This is a genomic window from Bacillus sp. V3-13, assembly GCF_002860165.1.
Classification (GTDB): Bacteria; Bacillota; Bacilli; order Bacillales; family Cytobacillaceae; genus Bacillus_BJ.
Window position 1 is genome coordinate 26,321 of record NZ_PGUZ01000005.1, and the last position, 17,280, is coordinate 43,600.

Here is a 17,280-nt window from a genome sequence, read left to right on the forward strand (position 1 = left end):
TCACGCCCTCCTTACATCGCACAGGAATGCTTTATATTCCGGTATATTCGTATTAGCATCACCAATATGAGGAGTGAGGCGGTTGGCTGTCCCACCGGTGACGATACCCTTGTAGCCAAAATGCCATGGCATTCCAACCTGGTGCACCTTTTTGCCTTGCAAGGTATAAGGTTTAAAGCGTTTTGTAACCATTGCGAAAGCCTCGATTTCACCCCGGGCTGAAGAGACAATGATTTTATCCTTATTGCTGATTCCTTTTTCTTTGGCAAGCTCTTCGCCGATTTCGATATACATGTGGGACATCAGCTCTGAGAGCCATTCCTGGTTCCTGGTCATCGACCCGGACTGCCAGTGCTCAGAAACCCGGTACGTGGTTGCAATATACGGATATTTCGCGACATCGCCCTTTGGATTCAATTCTTCCAAACCAAATTTGACCGCAGGATTTAGCTGTATGCTTGAGAAAGCGTTTGGAATCGGGCTTTCGAACGGCTCGTAATGTTCAGGGAACGGCCCTTCGTTCACCCCGGCAAATATCCCGCCAAGGCCAGTCGGCAACATAAAGAATGCATCTTTTCCGCCTGCAGCATCAGGAGCACGGTCTTTCGTGAAATCGGGAACATCGTTTCCTGTCCACTGATTTTTCGAAGCATCCCAGTAAATTCCTACCCTGAGCTCTGACCACGGCTTGCCGCTCGGATCGGTCGATGCCCGGTTGTAAAGTATCCGCCGGTTTGCCGGCCATGCAAACGACCAGTTTAAGAAGTTGCCCATGCCTGTATCTTTATTATCGCGGCTCTTTGCAAGGTTTTTTCCTTCTTCGGGATAAAACCCGCTGTATATCCAGTTGCCGCTGCAAGTAGAGCCATCATCGGCGAGCTTCGCAAAGCCCGGCACCAGTTTTTTCGTTGCCGTATCATACCCGTTGATTTCGCGGCATACAAGATCAATGTCGGGATGGTCGCCATGCCCATAATCCCAGGTCATTGCTTTAATCGGTTCGTCTGCTGGATTGCTGCTGTTTTTGTACAATTCCTTGATGCGGGTCGCAAGCATATGAACAATTTCCAGGTCGGCTTTTGATTCATGCTTCGGTTTGATCGCCTGCCAGCGGTATTGCATCCAGCGGCTGCTGTTTGTAATCGACCCTTCTTTTTCAAATGATGAACAGGCCGGCAGATGGAAAACTTCGGTTTGAATCGACGCGGGATCGGAGCCAGCCTCTTTTTGCCAGAAGGCGGATGTTTCCGTTTCCCAAAGGTCGATCGCGACCATCCATTTTAATTTGCTCAACGCTTCTTTTTCTTTGCCTGCGTTCGGTCCGCCGACAACAGGGTTTGTACCGAACAGGAACAAGCCCTCAAGCTCGCCTCTATACATCGCTTCGAACAGTTTCATATGCGAATAATCTTTTTTCGGTGTCAGCTTTGGCAAATAGTGATAGCCAAACTCATTATTCTGATTGGCGTTATCCCCGTAGTAAGCTTTCAGCATGCTGACATAAAATTTCGGTTTATTTGTCCAGTAACCCGCCTTCGGTGTAACCTTTTCCAGGAAGCCCTTTAATGTCGCTTCTTCAGCAGTGGCTGTTGGAACTTCCATATAACCGTTTACGTTATTGTAGAGCAGCGCAAAATCGGTCGACCCCTGGACATTTGACTCGCCGCGCATCGCATTGATGCCGCCGCCCTGTATCCCGATATTGCCGAGCAGAAGCTGCAAAATTGTGTAAGCCCGTACGTTTTGCGTTCCAACCGTATGCTGGGTTGTACCCATAGCATACAAAATGGTTCCGGCTTTTCCAGGTTTTCCGGTTGACGCGAAAGTCTCAGCTACCCTCAAATATGCATCCTTCGGTGTTCCGGTTACAGCCGTCACCGTGTCGATGTCGTATCTTGAATAATGCTTTTTCAACAGCTGGAAAACACAGCGGGGATCTTGCAATGTTTCATCTCTTAAATACTTGTCGTCCGGACCTTTTTTGAATGTCCATTTGTTTTTATCATAGCTTCGTGTTGATTGATCATAGCCGCTGAATATTCCATCATTAAACGAGTAGCTGTCGGCTACGATTAAAGAGGCATTCGTATAGGCTGCCACATATTCCTTATGGTATAAATGATTTTCAAGAACATAATTGATCAACCCGCCGATAAAGGCGATATCCCCGCCTGACCGTATTGGTGCATAAACATCTGCCTGCGTGGATGTCCGTGTATAGCGCGGATCGACAGAAATTACTTTTCCGCCTTTTTGTTTTGCTTTTAAAATCCATCTCATGCTGATCGGATGATTCTCAGCAGGGTTCGCACCGATAATCATTGCTACATCGGTATGCTGAAGATCGTTCCAGTGATTTGTCATTGCTCCTCGACCCAATGTTGGTGCCAGACCGGCAACCGTTGAGCTGTGTCATATTCGGGCCTGGTGTTCAATATAGGTTAACCCAAGGCCGGCGCGCATCAGCTTGCCGATTAAATAAGTTTCCTCATTATCGAGAGCTGCACCGCCAAGGCTTGCGATCGCTTCCGTTTTATTGACGGTCAAGCCATTTTCTTTCATTTTGAACGTGCGGTCGCGCGTTTCCTTTGTTTTTTCAGCGATGCGGTTGAGCGCCCAATCCCAATCGACTTCTTCCCACTTGCTGCTTCCGGGCGCCCGGTAGAGCGGTTTTTTCATCCGGCGCTCCGAGGTATAAACCTGGCGGACCGTTGTCCCTTTACTGCAAAGACTCCCTTCATTGATCGGATGATCGGGATCCCCTTCTGTATAGATGACATCGTCTCCTTTTGAATAGACAAGAATCCCGCAGCCTACCCCGCAGTATGGGCAAATCGTTGGTGTCGGCTTCAACTCCGCAATCTTAAATTGCTTCGACTCCGCCCAGGCTTTTTTATCATCAAAGCCAAGTTCAACTACTGCAACGGTAGCGGCCATCGCACCGGACAATTTTAAAAATTGCCTTCTGGTAACCTCCATTTACAATCCCCCTCTTCTTACTTGAATAGAACATATATTGATTAATCCTAAAATTTAGGATGAACCCCCGGCAGCAACTTTACGTAAATCGTTGATCACGCGGCCTGATGAAGTATAAGGAACCGCCATTTTCCCCCGCAAATAGCCCACTACCTCAATATTTAAAAACTTGGCGAGCTGGACAGCCTGCTTTGTGGCAGCCGTCCGCGAACCGATTACAGCAAAACCAAACCGCGCTGCTTTTGAAAGCATTTCGTATGAAATCCTACCGGTCGTCAGCAGGATGAGTCCTTCAGGATTTAAGCGCTTTCTTAGCGCATGACCAATCATTTTATCGACAGCATTGTGGCGGCCTATGTCCTCGCGGATCGTCATCTTTCCGTCCGCCTCGATCAGGCATGCCCCGTGCATCCCGCCTGTTTCCAGATACAAAGGCGAGTTTCGGGCAAATTCACTTTGTTTTTTGAGCAGATAGCTTAAGTGATATGTGACAAAAGAATGAACTTTTTCAAATTTCTTCACATCCGTCATTGAAAAAAAAGTCACACCTCTGCCGCAGCCTGCGGTATAGTGTTTCTTTTTTGTAAAAAAAGCTTCTTCTGCAAACTCCTTTTTCAATGAGGCATGCAGTGTCAGCTTTTCTTCGTTGATGTGAATTTCTTCAATATCATCTGCCGACTCAATCAATCCCTCCGAAAATAAATAACCGTATGCCCAATCTTCAAGATCCTGGTTGGTCAGCTGGAATACAGCTATTTCATAACCGTTTACGATCAGAGTAATCGGATATTCTTCAGGACATCCTTTCCCGTTCATGCTTCCACCCCTTAGCCGTACTTTTGAAGATATATCAAAAATAACCTTCCTCCCTCTTCCATTTTAAGAAATTAAAAATCAAACAATCTGCGACATTTGTCACAATGAATAATTACGCATTATTTTTAAGGTCAAAATGAGAAAAAACGGTTGTTACGCGTTTTTCCAATGTTCTTAGCGAAAAAGAACAAAAAAATTTTGTCGCAAACGTGACAAAATCTCTTAATCAGTGTTCATTTTTTGCGCACGCTTTTCTTTGCAATGGAGCGGTTCGTTACATGTTTGTCTGAAAAACCAGACGTTGGTGATTTTATTAATTGTGATATTCCTTGTTATTGTTATAATTTCTATAAGACATGCAATGCTCTATTATCTTCAAGGAGGAACAAAAACAGATGAGTATGAAAAAAGTACTAACGATCGCCGGATCGGATTCGAGCGGCGGGGCCGGAATCCAGGCAGACTTAAAAACATTTCAGGAGCTCGGTGTATACGGGATGACCGCGTTAACGACAATCGTGACAATGGATCCGAAAAACGGCTGGCACCACAATGTTTTTCCGATTGACATAAAGACGATTGAAGCTCAGCTGGAAACGATTCTTTCCGTCGGGATTGATGCGATGAAAACAGGCATGCTCGGTTCGGTCGAGATTATTGAGCTTGCCGCAAAAACAATCGATGAGAACCAGTTTACGGGCGTTGTGATCGACCCTGTCATGGTTTGTAAAGGGGAGGATGAAGTGCTGCATCCGGAGACCGCGGAAGCTTTGCGTGACATTTTAGTTCCTCGGGCAACGGTGGTAACTCCCAACCTTTTTGAAGCATGGCAGCTTGCCGGGACAGGTCCGATCAAGACGGTTGACGATATGAAAGAAGCGGCTGCCAAAATCCATGAATTAGGGGCAAAATACGTCCTTATTAAAGGAGGAAGCAAGCTGGAGCATGAAAAAGCGGTTGATCTTCTTTTTGACGGATCGGAATTTAAGCTTTACGAATCTGAACGGATCGAAACCACCTACACGCACGGGGCCGGCTGTACTTATTCCTCTGCCATTGCAGCTGAACTCGCAAAGGGAAAATCGGTTCTCGAAGCGGTCGAAGTGGCGAAGGATTTTATCACTGCAGCAATCCGCCATGGATTCCAGCTCAACCAATATGTGGGGCCGACGATGCACGGAGCCTACCGCAATTTTGGCGCAGGAAAAAACTGATCATCGATAAAATCATGGAGTCAGGCAGGGCCGTTTATGTGGCCCTGTTTTTTGACATAGAGATTTTTTCACATAGAGAAACAGCAGCAATCATCTTCCAAAAGCGGCTGCTTCGCAATTCACTTTATTTTTTAGTAAGATAAAGTAGCACTTACGTTTAAAATAATGGTTTTTTATAAAGCTTATATGAAAGAGTTCTGAAAGGGGGAATACACGTGGAGGCTGTCACTCAAAAAGAAGCGGTCCAGAAAGCGATTGATCGCTTGGCCAATCAACCAGTGTTTGTCCATATAGAGACGACAAACGGGGCATATGCTTCCCATGTTGACCAATCATTTTTCTCAGCGGGAGCTTATATCCGCAATGCGAAAATTCAATATGGACACGGGAAAATTACTGGGCCCGGGCCATTCCGCGTCGGCCTGAAGCTAGAGTATGGCTGGGTATACGCAGAAGGAATTACCCACTATGAATTTGACGGCTCGGACCGTCTGCTAATGGCCGGCCATGATGCGACCGGGAAGCTGGCTGTTGCCCTGCAAATTAGCCGGACTCCTTTTCAATAATCGATTTCCGCCCAGAAAGGAATGTATCTTATGGAAAAAGAAAGACATGTACTTGTCGTATTCCCGCACCCGGACGATGAAGCATTCGGAGTCTCCGGAACGATTGCCACCCATGTCAAGCAAGGAACCCCGGTAACTTATGCTTGTTTGACTCTTGGTGAAATGGGGCGGAACATGGGGAACCCTCCATTTGCAACGCGGGAAACACTGCCGATGATTCGCAAGCAAGAGTTGCAAAACGCGGCGAAAATCCTTGGGATTGCCGATTTAAGAATGATGGGTCTGCGCGATAAAACGGTTGAATTTGAGGAAGAAACAAAGCTGACAGATATGGTCACATCGATGATTGATGAATTAAATCCGTCGCTGGTGATTACTTTTTATCCCGGCTATTCCGTACATCCCGATCACGACGCGTGCGGGGCAGCGGTCGTTCGTGCTCTTGAAAAAATTCCCGCGCCAAGCCGTCCAAAGCTTCACTGTGTAGCTTTTTCGAATAATTGTGTCGAAGAACTCGGCCAGGCGGACATTATCAATGATGTGAGCAAAGTCGCCGATATAAAAATCAAAACGATAAAAGCACATCGTTCCCAAACCCAGCTAATGGCTGCAGATATGGAAGAAAAACTAAAGAATAACGATCCGCAAGCGTTGGCATGGATTAATAACGAGCGGTTTTGGACTTACAAGTTTTAAAAGGAAAAATTAAAAGAGCCGGCCGGCTCTTTTTTAGTTTTCTTCCAATACGTCTTTCAAATACTGAAGCTGATTGCCGTCTTCCCGTTTAATCATTTTGACGAGCAGCGGTTTCGTGAGCTTCATCATCAAGCCGGTCGTTTCAATGGTCGCGGTGAGCTCTACCCGTGTCGCTTCGTCCACTTCTTGAAACGTATAATGGAAAATGACGCCGAACCCGTTTGTCTCGCTATTAACCGTATATGACCGGTTCTCTTTAAATCCGGTGAAAACAACTTCCGCCTGCGTCTCGCGGCCGCTGATATATCTTGTCTCCAAATATTTGGTTCCGGCGCTGGTCGGCCCATCGGTTATTTTTTCAGATTTTATGACGTTCGGCATAAATTCCGGGGAATTTTCCAAATTTACCATAAAAGCAAATACTTCGTTTAAAGGCTTGTCGATCGTAATACTTGTTTGGAAATCAGCCATTTGGACAATGTCTCCTTTATTGCTGGCAACGCGCTGAATAAGCACTGTCAGTTATCTGCTTATATTATACCCGATTGTGAAATAACGGCACAGTTGTGCAAACTTTCCGCTTAAAAAAGAAAAGCCCTGACCACAGTTCCATGTCAGGATTGATTGGCGGCGCAAAATAGAACGGTATATTCGAAGATTAATCTAAAGCTGCACCAAAGTACATGCTGTTATAAGCTCGGATGAAACAATGAGCAAAACCGGCACCAGTCGATAATCACGATTTCTTTACTGCGCACATCAATGATGCCATCCTTTCTAAGCTTGGAGAAAACGCGGCTGACACTTTCCCGCGATGTTCCAACGAGAGAAGCAAATTCCTGGACTGTGATCGGCAGCTCTATATGCATGCGATTACACCGGTTTGCACCGAATTTGCCGGCGAGCCGCTCGAGTGTTTTTAAAGTTTTTGTATAAACATCCAACAGAGCCAGGTCCCTCATGATTGAAGTCATTTCACGAAGCTCCGCGCTCATATAACGGATAATTTCAATAGAAAGCTCAGGGGACATCATTAACTCGTATTCTAAATCAACCGTATTTAAGAAAAAGATTTCTCCGTCCTTGACCATCTTCGCCGTGGCCGGGTAATGGCTCCCTGGCTGGTTGAACAAACAAGCTTCGGCAAAAAGATCCCCTTTCTTTTTCATACAGACAATGATCTCGTTGCCTGCTTCGTCCTGCTTCGTTAATTTTACGATTCCGGAATGGACAAAAAACACCCCTTGTGCTTCATCATACTCGGAAATAATTTGCTCGCCTTTTTTATAGCTTTTCTTGATAATCTGCTTATCTATCACTTGGATTGATTGTCTCGGAAAATTTTTAAACACTTCTATTTTCCGCAAAAAATCTTCAATATCATTTTTTGCCCGGGCCACCTGGCTTGACCCTGTTCCTTCTTTATGATTGGTCATTTGTCTACCCCCTTCGACCATATCGTTATCCATTTAATTCTAGCCAAGTCCGCGTCTTTAGAAAGTGAGATTTATCACGATGAGTATCCAGGGGCATTTCAGCTTGATCATTTGCACTTCACAGAAATTTCACAATCATAGCTGCAAACTGTGCTTTCCGTCACTATGTCGATGATGGCAACCAGCTAGGATAAACATTGAAACAACATAAAGGGGGGAAACCAATGCAAAAAGCGGCAGCCAGTTTCGTGATATTTGCATTATTGGGGCTTGGACTCGGTTATTTGGTTTTTGATGTGTTTTCCGGAAAAACGGCGGATACGCCTGAATCAGCAGCCCCGGCCGAGCAGCAGGAAGAGCCATCGAATGAAGCCGATAATGCCGCAAAGAGCAGTCCAGACAGCGAGGGCAACAAGGAAGCGAAAACCGTTGCAGCGGATGGTAATATCCTTCAAACAAAAGGCTGCCTTGGATGCCACTCCGCAGCTTCGCTCGATCTTAAAGGCGGAGCAACAGGCCCGGATCTATCCCAGGCCTTCAATAATGTTGAAGGCAAGCACGGAAAACCGCTCGAAGAGTTCTTAAAAGAACCAACGTCGGCTGTTATGTCGGGTGTCATTGGTGGCAATCCATTAACAGACGAAGAAATCAGCCAGATTGCAGAATTATTGAAAGAAGCTTCAGAAAAATAAGATGAAGGTGGTGCAGCCTGAATGAAAAAGTGGATTCCTGCCGCTTCGGGGCTAATAGCCGGTTTTATGGCGGCAACGGTATTCTTTGCTGATTTTTCACCCGGACCGCGCAGCGAAGCAACAAATGACAGCAATCATAAAAGCAATGCTGAAAAGGTGTATGTGCCTTTTGGCGAACAGGATGAGTATTATTTATTCGCCTCCGGCGGCCATTCCGGACAAATGTTTATTTACGGGGTGCCTTCGATGCGCCATATCCGCACGGTTCCGGTATTCTCCAAAGATTCAGCAACCGGTTATGGCTGGGATACTCATACGAAAGAAATGCTCGGCGATTACACATGGGGTGACCTCCATCACCCGGCGTTTTCTGAAACAAAGGGTGAATATGACGGAAAATACATGTTTGCCACAGATGTTGGCAACAGCCGTGCCGCAGCGATGAACTTGGAAACGTTTACAGTCAAGGATATTATCGATGTTCCAAATACAAGCGGCCCCCATTGTGCAGCGTTTGTAACTGAAAATACCGAGTACATGTTCCTGCCGACCCGCTTTGCCGTTCCGATTGGCAGAGAGTACGCAACTCTTGATGAGTACAGCGAGAAGTACCGCGGCGTTATGTCGGCTGTCACATTTGACCAGAGCAGTGAAAAGCTGAACATTGCCTATCAAGTGGCTCTTCCGCCATGGTCTTATGATTTATCGGATGCCGGGAAAAAGGGATCAGCTGATTGGGCCGTCTTGACGACTTACAATACTGAAGAAGCGACAACAAACCTTGAAATCAATGCTTCCCAGGCGGACCGCGATTATATCGTTCTATTTAACTGGAAAGAGCTTGAACAGATGGTCAAGGATGGACAATATGATGAAGTAACCGGACAAAAAATGATTTTCCCGGAAAAGCATAAAGGCGGAATTTATTTGGTCCCTGTAGCGAAGTCGCCTCACGGAGTCGATGTTACGCCGGATGGTAAATACTTTATTGCTTCCGGCAAACTCGCACCTGCGATGACTGTATTTTCCTTTGAAAAAGCGTTCAAAGCGATTGAAAAAGGTGATTTTGCCGAAGAGCGCAACGGCATTCCAGTTTTAAAATATGAATCTGTCATGGAAAGAGAAGTAAATCCGGAGAATGCGCTTGGACCGCTTCATACCCAGTTTGATGATAAAGGAATGGCCTATACAACGATGTTCATCTCCTCTGAAATCGTCAAATGGGATCCGGCTACAGGGGAAACATTGGACCGCGTCCCTGTCCAATATTCACCCGGTCATGCTGCTGCAGCTGAAGGGGATAGTGTTTCTCCTGATGGAAAGTATATTGTCGCATTAAATAAAATTGCCAAGGACAGCTATCTGTCTGTCGGTCCTTCCCATCCGGAATCAATGCAGCTGATTGATTTACGCGGCAAGAAGATGGAGGTCATTCAATCGGCTCCCGTAAATCCTGAGCCGCATTATGCACAGATGATCAAAGCCGACAAAATTAAAACGATCTCCGTCTATCCGAAGGATGAGCAAAACAAAGATGCGGTTTATAAACAGGAGGATACAAAAATTGTCCGCAACGGCAATGAAGTTCACGTTTACGGAATTGCGATGCGTTCGAAATTTATCTTTGATGCAAAAGCGGAGCGCCCTGATGAAATCGCGGTTAACGAAGGGGATAAAGTGTTTATCCACTTAACCAACATCGATTTCGACCAGGATATCACTCATGGGTTTGCGATTAACGGCTATGACCTGAATATTGAAGTACAGCCCGGACAGACAAATACAGTCGAATTTACGGCCAATAAAGCCGGAACATTCCCGCTTTACTGTACGAATTTCTGCTCAGCCCTGCATCAGGAAATGACCGGTTATTTTCTGGTAAAACCAAAGAACTAAATCCGGAAAAGGGTATCTATCCACACTTGATACCCTTATCCTTTTTCAGGAAGGTGTGATTACCTTGAAACAACAGCGATTATCCGGCATCTCGTCACTTTTTCTTATTTGTGCGGCAATACTGGTCACAGCATCAATTTTCTTTCCGTGGTGGAGAATGGAGTTTTTTGCTCCGCAATATCCGGAAGGACTGAATATTATCGTCTATCCGAATAAATTGGACGGTCAAATTGATATCGTCAATGGACTGAATCATTACATCGGCATGGCCGGATTCAGCGAAGAAAACTTTCCTGAGCTAAATTATTTAGTTTATATGATCGGCGGTCTGGCGGCTTTAACGGTGGTGACAGCTTTGCTGCGCAGGAAATCAATCCTGTATGGCCTCATTGCTGTTTTTATGGCGGGCGGATTGCTTGGTGTTTATGATTTATACCGCTGGCTCAACAATTTTGGTACGAACTTAAGCCCGACGGCTCCGATCAAGGTAGATCCTTTCGTCCCGCCTATTTTGGGAGAAAACCAGATTGCCAACTTTATTACAACGAGCTATTTGGGGATACGATCGTACTTGATCATGGCTGCGTTTGTTCTGATTTTGATTCCGCTATGGAAGGACCGGCGCAGATGAAAAAGTTGACCGCCTTTTTCTTTCTGACCGCCATTGTCATATTCGGATGGCCTGATGATCGGGTTGCAGCCGCAGAAGATCTGCAGGCGCTGATTGATTCAGCCGAAGAAGGCGCCGTCCTCAAGCTGGAAAACAAGATTTATCATGGCAATATCACGATTTCTAAACCACTGACGCTAACCGGTTCGGCACGGACCATCATTGAAGGGGACGGTACAGGAAATGTTGTTTCGATTGATGCCACTGGAGTTGAACTGCACGATCTTACTGTCAGTGGCAGCAGCATGAATCGAAACTCAGCCGAGGAATATGCGGCCGTTAAAATCTACTCGGACCACAACATATTGGACAATTTAACAGTTAAGAATTCGTATCACGGCATTTATTTAAGCGAAGCAGATCATAATACGATCAAAAACACCGTCATTTCCGGGAGCGGAAAAGGAGAAATTGCCGGACAGGGCAACGGTCTCCATGTGTATTACTCAAATAACAATACGTTTGAAAACAACCGGATCTCAGGCTCAAGGGACGGAATGTTTTTTGATTACGCAAACGATAACCGAACCATTGACAATCACATTAGTGAAACACGATATGGGCTCCATTATATGTACTCTGATGATAATATCTTTGAAGGCAACGTCTTTACCCTGAATGGCGGCGGTGCCGCTGTGATGCATTCCAACCGGCTGAAATTGACCAACAACGAATTTATTTTCAATTATGGCCACAAGTCTTTCGGTCTGCTGATTTTATCAGCTAATGACAATGAAATTGAGAATAACACTTTCTATCTGAATAAAAGAGGGTTATATATAGATCAATCTTCGCGAAACATGATTACCAATAATCGCATCATCCAAAATCAAATTGGCATTGAACTGTGGGCCAGCTCAAACGAACAGGTTTTTTCAGGGAACCAAATTCATACAAATTCGATCCCTGCGATCACCCTGGGCGGGAGCGGCGATCATTCATGGGGTGCAAATGGAACAGGAAACGATTGGGGATCGCAGTTTCCGTTAACTGACTTGGACCAAAACGGGATTGGCGATCAGCCGGTTTCCTATTATTCTTCGCTTTATGAACAAATCGAAGATCAGGAATTAACCTATTTATTTTTCAAAAGCCCGGCATTAAAGCTGTTTGACAGAATCAACGGGCTTTTGCAAAAAAATGACAAAATGCTGGAAGACCCCGATCCGCTTGTGAAAACAACACACAATCAAAAGGGTTGGCTTATATTCGCCGGCGTGATTGCTCTGCTCATATTATTAAAAGGGAGAAATCGACTATGTATTACATTTGGAAGGAATGGAAGGAAAGCATAAGAGGAAAAGGATTCTGGCTCGCTGGTATCATCATTGTCGTGCTTTCGGCCGCCTTGCTGTTCCAGTCTTCTGTTCTTTCATTTGACAAGGGATTCTACATCGTCCTGATCAACCTGTTTGATGCATTTATTTATGTGATTCCCGTGCTCTGCCTGTTTCTCAGCGCCTTTTCAGTCTATCAGGAAAAAGAACAAAAAACGCTGATCATGCTGCTCTCCAAACAGGAAAGCTATTTCACGTTTCTCGTCAAAAAAAGCCTGGCTATCCACGTTGTATTAACCGGCTTGATATTGATATGGTTCTTTATCTATTTAGTGCCGCTGAAATTTTATTTTCAACCCGATTTAAGCGCCTATTTAACCTTTATCTTCGCGGTTCTCTGCTTAATGATCGTTTTCATTCAAATCGGGGCCTTCATTGGCAGCATCGGCAGGTCGAAAATCCAAATTGTTGGCTTTACCGTTCTTATTTGGTTCTATTTTTTCTTTTTACACGATATCGTCCTGCTCTCCCTGCTTCCTGACGTATCCTATGAAAATGTCAAACTCTTTTCGGCCGCTTTTTTTCTAAACCCGATTCAAGCTGTTCGCGTTTACCTGGAATCAGGGCTTGGCGTTTACACATCCGGGCATATGTCCAAGCTGTTCGAATCGTTTTTATGGACAAAACCCGCGATCTTTTTAACAGCAAATCTGGTGATCTGGCTGACAATCTCTATGGCAGCCTCGGTCACGATGCACCGCAAGGAGGGATATGAATGATTGAAGTAACCGGATTGACGCAGGGATTTGGCAAAAAAATCGTTCTCGCCGATGTCGACCTGCGGATTGAAAAAAATGAGATTTGTGCTCTGGTCGGAAGAAATGGAGCCGGGAAATCGACTTTTATCAACAGCCTGCTTGGCCTCCTCCCTGTTAAAAAGGGAATGGTGAAAATTAATAATATCGTCCGAACGGGAAAGAAGCGAACATTGCGGAACGAAATTGCCTTTCTTCCTGAAAAATTCATGCTTTATCCTGCGTTAACAGGCATGGAAAATATGTTGTTTTTCGCCGGAACTGGAAGCGGAAAGCCCGATCTGACGGAAATCGAAAATGCGTTAAAAGCAGTGAATCTTTGGAAAGACCGCGATGTAAAGGTCAAAAAATATTCGAAAGGAATGCTGCAGCGGCTCGGGCTTGCGGTTACACTTTACCAGGATGCAGATATTCTGATTCTTGATGAACCGACAAGCGGGATTGATCCGATGGGACGGCAGGAAATCCTCGAAGTGTTGAAATCGTTGTCCGGAAAAACGATCCTCCTCTCATCCCACCATCTTGACGAAATCAAGCAGGTATGCACACATGTCGCATTTTTGGAAAACAGCATCATCAAAAAGTATACGGTAAATGAATTTATGCAAGTACAAAGATTGGGGGATTACGATAATGAAAAAGTTGTATAGCGGATTGATCATCTTCCTCTTGATCCTGTTATCCGGCTGCAGTGAAAGTAATGATTGGGAAGTAAATTTTACAAAGCCGCTCTATTTTTCAAAAGATAAGCCGGTCCCTTTTGAAATCAAGGTAACCGATGGAGATAAAGCAGTCGAAGGATTGCAGGTTTCGGCCGCGCTTTCGATGGTCAATATGGATCATGGCAGCTTTGACATTGCCCTTGCCGAAAAAGGAGATGGCGTTTATGCCGGAGAGGCAGAGCTGCCAATGGGCGGCGAGTGGGAAATCGTTTTTACGATGGAAAAGGACGGCAAAGAAACGGAGAAAGTTGTTCAATATGAAGTGAAGGATGCCAAGGGAGTTGCCACCTTAAACGGTGAGTGGATTACCAATGATGACCTTGAGTTTTACCGTTTTATTAACAAGCTTCATATCGAAATGAGCCGCGAAGCCGATACGGAAAAATATAAAGGAAAAGCTTTGGAAGAAGCCATGGCCTACTGGGATGCGCAGGAAAAATTGAATGAAGACAAAAACCAGCTGTTAACGCAAATTATCCGCCTTCGTTCCATGGCATTGCTCGCGCGTGAAAAGGGTCATAAAGCTTCGCCGGATGAAGTAAAGGCTGAGATTGACCAAGCCCGGGAGCAATATCAGCAATCGGAAGCAGCCAAAAAATTAATCAATGACTTTGGCGAAGATAAATTTTGGGATATCGAACAGAAGCAATATGAGATGATCGTGCTCTCGCAAAAGGTTCAACAGGATTTGATCGAAAGAGTAACAAAAGAAAATCCTGAAGCAGATGAACAGGAAATCCAATATCTTGCACAAAAAGAATACGAAGAATTGCTTGTTTCACAGGTTAATTCGATGGAGATTATGTTCTTATAATATTAAAATGCCTTTGATGGGCATTTTTTGTTTTTTTAATAATTTTGTGAGTGATTACTCACTTTACAAATAAATCATTTCGTTTTAGAATAACAGTGAGTGATTACTCACTTTCATAAAGGAGATGACCTTCGTATGGAAAAGAACATTATATCCATCCAGAATGTTTCCAAGTCTTTTGGGAATCAGCAAGTGCTCATTGATATTAACCTGGATATAAAAATGGGCGAAATTTTTGGGTTTCTTGGTCCTTCCGGGGCAGGAAAGACGACACTCGTAAAGCAGTTAGTCGGTCTCGACATTCCTACAGAAGGAAGCAATTTTATTTTCAATCAAAAAATGCCGTCCTTGTCCCTGATTGAAAGGATCGGGTATATGGCTCAGTCCGACGCCCTGTATGGTGAATTGTCCGCAAAGGAAAACCTGGAGTTTTTCGCTTCTCTTTATCGTTTAAAAGGCCGAGAACGCCAGCAAAGAATGAATGAAGTAATGGAAATCGTTCAGCTCTCAGAACATATGACAAAGCTCGTATCCAATTATTCCGGGGGGATGAAGCGCCGCTTGTCGCTGGCGATTGCATTGCTTCATGAACCCGAGCTGCTTATTCTCGATGAACCGACCGTCGGCATTGACCCTGTATTAAGAAAAAACATTTGGGAAAGCTTCTATGCGCTTAAAAGAAAAGGAACGACTATCATTGTCACGACCCATGTCATGGACGAAGCGGAAAAATGCGACCGGCTTGGCATGATTCGCTACGGACGGCTGATTGCGGTTGGATCTCCGGCAGAATTAAAAGCAAATACCGGGACTGCCAATATCGAAGAAGCATTTTTAAGCTATGGAGGTGCTAAATAATGAGAATTGGTGCATTGGTGCTAAGAATTTTGCGGCAATTTTTGCGTGATAAGCGGACGATGGCGTTGATGATTTTAGCCCCGATCTTGATACTATCAATGCTTCATCTTGTCTTTAATGGCGATGATTACACTCCGAAAATCGGACTGGTTGGCTTTCCCGGGCAAGTTATTAATCAACTGGACTTGGAAGATGCCAAAATATCAGAATATGAATCTGCCAAACTGGCAAAAATAGATTTATCGGAACAAGAAATAGATGCATATCTAAAACTCGATGGGCAAACACCTTCTGTCGTTTTGGAAGGAAGTGATCCGAGCGTAAATGGAGCTGTTATGAAATGGATGCAAAAGGCGCTTAAACCTCTCCAGCCAGATCGTGCACCTGAACCGGAGGTCGATTATTACCACGGCTCCAGCGAAATGGGACAGTTTGATTATTTTGGCCCCGTTCTGCTTGGATTTTTCGCCTTTTTCTTTGTTTTTTTGATCGCCGGTGTCTCGTTCCTGCGCGAAAGAACAACTGGAACATTGGAGAGGCTTCTATCGAGTCCACTGCGGCGCTGGGAAATTGTCATCGGCTATGTGCTTGGCTTCGGAATCTTCACGATGCTCCAGGCGGGAATCATCGCCTGGTATGCAATTTATGTTTTAAATATGATGATGGAAGGGTCCTTCTTCTACGTGCTGCTCATTACGCTGATTTTGTCTTTGTCGGCACTTACACTCGGAATCCTTTTATCGGCCTTTGCAAACAATGAACTGCAAATGATTCAGTTTATTCCAATCGTCGTCGTTCCGCAAATTTTCTTTTCCGGGCTATTTAATCTGGAGACGGTTTCTGATTGGTTGAGCTGGATTGGCCCGTTCACACCACTTTATTATGCAGCTGATGCTTTAAGGGACGTCATGGTGCGCGGGTATGGACTCGGTGAGATTTATATAAATTTACTTGTGCTGGCCGGATTCTCCACCCTATTTATGTTCTTGAACATCATTACATTGAAAAGATACCGAAAAATATAAAATCAACTCTGATTCACTTTTAAAATAATTTCCTTTACAATGTTATTTAATGGACAAAAATGTGATGAGGGAGCAAAAAATGTCGGACCAGGATTCTATCATTGAAGAATTTTTTGAAGAGGAAAAGGAAGGCTTAACGGAGAAACAGAAAAAAATCATCGCCGCCGCGGTTGAGTCTTTTTCAGAAAAAGGCTTTGCCGCCACTTCAACGAGCGAGATTGCCAAGAAAGCCGGCGTTGCGGAAGGAACGATTTTCCGGCATTATAAAACGAAAAAAGACTTGTTAATGTCAATCGTTGTTCCAATGATGGCCAAATTTATCGCTCCGTTTGTGATAAACGATTTAAATAAGGTTCTGAATACGAGGTATGAGAACTATGAAGATTTTTTAAGGGCGATGATCGAAAACAGGATATTATTTTTTAAAAATAATTTGCCGCTTTTCAAGATCCTGTTACAGGAAATACCGTTCCATCCAGAACTAAAAAAACTCTTTAAAGAACATTTAGGAGAAAAGGTTTACGAGCGCTTCAGAGAGCTTATCCTTTTCTATCAGGCCAAAGGCCAAATTATCGACATACCCCCATACAGCGTTGTCCGGCTTACAGCATCATCGATATTTGGTTATTTGATCGGCCGCTACCTGCTGTTTCCGGAAGAGGACTGGGATGAAGATTCAGAGATTGAACGGACCATCCAATTTATTATGCATGGCTTATCCCCGAAAGAGTGAAGGCCCGGATCTGAGCGGATCCGGGCCTTTATTTTATTCGATTTCAGATTTCGCGGAAATGTCGTCTGTTT

17 protein-coding genes are annotated in these 17,280 nt (G+C 44.7%); 13 read left to right on the top strand and 4 right to left on the bottom strand.

Features of this window, described 5'->3' with window-relative positions; all coding sequences use genetic code 11:
* Both fdnG and fdhD read right to left on the bottom strand, forming a co-directional pair.
* On the bottom strand, positions 1–2,979 hold the full coding sequence (gene fdnG / locus CU633_RS02185) for a formate dehydrogenase-N subunit alpha (protein WP_101658094.1): 2,979 nt from the start codon (positions 2,977–2,979) through the stop codon (positions 1–3).
* A 54-nt stretch (positions 2,980–3,033) separates the two neighbouring features.
* Complete coding sequence (gene fdhD, locus CU633_RS02190) at positions 3,034–3,795, bottom strand: formate dehydrogenase accessory sulfurtransferase FdhD (protein ID WP_101658095.1); 762 nt, start codon at positions 3,793–3,795, stop codon at positions 3,034–3,036.
* Between the two features lie 395 nt (positions 3,796–4,190).
* Between fdhD and pdxK the strand changes: the two genes are divergently transcribed.
* The 3 genes from pdxK to bshB2 all read left to right on the top strand — a co-directional run bounded on the left by pdxK (position 4,191) and on the right by bshB2 (position 6,271).
* Positions 4,191–5,009, top strand: coding sequence for a pyridoxine/pyridoxal/pyridoxamine kinase (gene pdxK, locus CU633_RS02195; RefSeq protein WP_101658096.1), 819 nt, complete (start codon positions 4,191–4,193; stop codon positions 5,007–5,009).
* A 215-nt stretch (positions 5,010–5,224) separates the two neighbouring features.
* Positions 5,225–5,575: a YojF family protein gene (locus tag CU633_RS02200; protein WP_101658097.1), complete on the top strand. Its 351-nt coding sequence runs from the start codon at positions 5,225–5,227 to the stop codon at positions 5,573–5,575.
* 30 nt (positions 5,576–5,605) lie between these two features.
* Complete coding sequence (gene bshB2 / locus CU633_RS02205; protein WP_101658098.1) at positions 5,606–6,271, top strand: bacillithiol biosynthesis deacetylase BshB2; 666 nt, start codon at positions 5,606–5,608, stop codon at positions 6,269–6,271.
* Between the two features lie 33 nt (positions 6,272–6,304).
* Here the strand turns inward: bshB2 and CU633_RS02210 are convergent, their stop codons facing one another.
* Positions 6,305–6,787, bottom strand: a complete 483-nt coding sequence (locus CU633_RS02210; RefSeq protein ID WP_257958413.1) for an SRPBCC family protein — start codon at positions 6,785–6,787, stop codon at positions 6,305–6,307.
* A 173-nt stretch (positions 6,788–6,960) separates the two neighbouring features.
* A complete protein-coding gene (locus CU633_RS02215; protein ID WP_101658099.1) occupies positions 6,961–7,707 on the bottom strand; it encodes a Crp/Fnr family transcriptional regulator in 747 nt (248 codons plus the stop codon).
* Positions 7,708–7,931: 224 nt separating this feature from the next.
* Between CU633_RS02215 and CU633_RS02220 the strand changes: the two genes are divergently transcribed.
* From CU633_RS02220 to CU633_RS02265, 10 genes are all read left to right on the top strand, one after another.
* On the top strand, positions 7,932–8,399 hold the full coding sequence (locus tag CU633_RS02220; protein WP_101658100.1) for a cytochrome C: 468 nt from the start codon (positions 7,932–7,934) through the stop codon (positions 8,397–8,399).
* A 21-nt stretch (positions 8,400–8,420) separates the two neighbouring features.
* Entirely contained in the window at positions 8,421–10,295 is a 1,875-nt protein-coding gene (nosZ, locus tag CU633_RS02225) for a Sec-dependent nitrous-oxide reductase (RefSeq protein ID WP_101658101.1), read from the top strand.
* A 55-nt stretch (positions 10,296–10,350) separates the two neighbouring features.
* Positions 10,351–10,926 carry a hypothetical protein gene (locus tag CU633_RS02230; protein WP_308314685.1) on the top strand — a complete coding sequence of 192 codons (576 nt, stop codon included), beginning with the start codon at positions 10,351–10,353 and terminating at the stop codon, positions 10,924–10,926.
* Positions 10,923–12,260, top strand: a complete 1,338-nt coding sequence (gene nosD / locus CU633_RS02235; protein WP_101658103.1) for a nitrous oxide reductase family maturation protein NosD — start codon at positions 10,923–10,925, stop codon at positions 12,258–12,260. Before CU633_RS02230 ends, nosD begins: the two co-directional genes overlap by 4 nt.
* Positions 12,224–13,021, top strand: coding sequence for an ABC transporter permease (locus CU633_RS02240; protein ID WP_101658104.1), 798 nt, complete (start codon positions 12,224–12,226; stop codon positions 13,019–13,021). Before nosD ends, CU633_RS02240 begins: the two co-directional genes overlap by 37 nt.
* Positions 13,018–13,707, top strand: a complete 690-nt coding sequence (locus tag CU633_RS02245) for an ABC transporter ATP-binding protein (protein ID WP_101658105.1) — start codon at positions 13,018–13,020, stop codon at positions 13,705–13,707. The genes CU633_RS02240 and CU633_RS02245 overlap by 4 nt, the downstream gene beginning before the upstream one ends.
* The gene (locus CU633_RS02250) at positions 13,691–14,593 is read left to right on the top strand and encodes a FixH family protein (RefSeq protein ID WP_101658106.1); all 903 of its coding nucleotides are present in this window, start codon (positions 13,691–13,693) and stop codon (positions 14,591–14,593) included. Before CU633_RS02245 ends, CU633_RS02250 begins: the two co-directional genes overlap by 17 nt.
* 135 nt (positions 14,594–14,728) lie before the next feature.
* The gene (locus tag CU633_RS02255; RefSeq protein WP_101658107.1) at positions 14,729–15,451 is read left to right on the top strand and encodes an ABC transporter ATP-binding protein; all 723 of its coding nucleotides are present in this window, start codon (positions 14,729–14,731) and stop codon (positions 15,449–15,451) included.
* A complete protein-coding gene (locus tag CU633_RS02260; RefSeq protein ID WP_101658108.1) occupies positions 15,451–16,476 on the top strand; it encodes an ABC transporter permease in 1,026 nt (341 codons plus the stop codon). The genes CU633_RS02255 and CU633_RS02260 overlap by 1 nt, the downstream gene beginning before the upstream one ends.
* Positions 16,477–16,555: 79 nt before the next feature.
* The gene (locus CU633_RS02265) at positions 16,556–17,209 is read left to right on the top strand and encodes a TetR/AcrR family transcriptional regulator (RefSeq protein WP_101658109.1); all 654 of its coding nucleotides are present in this window, start codon (positions 16,556–16,558) and stop codon (positions 17,207–17,209) included.
* The last annotated feature ends 71 nt before the right edge of the window (positions 17,210–17,280 follow it).

Coding starts and splice junctions, on each gene's coding strand:
- nosD (WP_101658103.1), top strand. CDS start 10,923: ATGAAAAAGTTGACCGCCTTTTTCTTTCTGACCGCCATTGTCATATTC.
- CU633_RS02220 (WP_101658100.1), top strand. CDS start 7,932: ATGCAAAAAGCGGCAGCCAGTTTCGTGATATTTGCATTATTGGGGCTT.
- CU633_RS02265 (WP_101658109.1), top strand. CDS start 16,556: ATGTCGGACCAGGATTCTATCATTGAAGAATTTTTTGAAGAGGAAAAG.
- fdhD (WP_101658095.1), bottom strand. CDS start 3,795: ATGAACGGGAAAGGATGTCCTGAAGAATATCCGATTACTCTGATCGTA.
- bshB2 (WP_101658098.1), top strand. CDS start 5,606: ATGGAAAAAGAAAGACATGTACTTGTCGTATTCCCGCACCCGGACGAT.
- nosZ (WP_101658101.1), top strand. CDS start 8,421: ATGAAAAAGTGGATTCCTGCCGCTTCGGGGCTAATAGCCGGTTTTATG.
- CU633_RS02255 (WP_101658107.1), top strand. CDS start 14,729: ATGGAAAAGAACATTATATCCATCCAGAATGTTTCCAAGTCTTTTGGG.
- CU633_RS02250 (WP_101658106.1), top strand. CDS start 13,691: ATGAAAAAGTTGTATAGCGGATTGATCATCTTCCTCTTGATCCTGTTA.
- CU633_RS02240 (WP_101658104.1), top strand. CDS start 12,224: ATGTATTACATTTGGAAGGAATGGAAGGAAAGCATAAGAGGAAAAGGA.
- CU633_RS02215 (WP_101658099.1), bottom strand. CDS start 7,707: ATGACCAATCATAAAGAAGGAACAGGGTCAAGCCAGGTGGCCCGGGCA.
- CU633_RS02245 (WP_101658105.1), top strand. CDS start 13,018: ATGATTGAAGTAACCGGATTGACGCAGGGATTTGGCAAAAAAATCGTT.
- pdxK (WP_101658096.1), top strand. CDS start 4,191: ATGAGTATGAAAAAAGTACTAACGATCGCCGGATCGGATTCGAGCGGC.
- CU633_RS02260 (WP_101658108.1), top strand. CDS start 15,451: ATGAGAATTGGTGCATTGGTGCTAAGAATTTTGCGGCAATTTTTGCGT.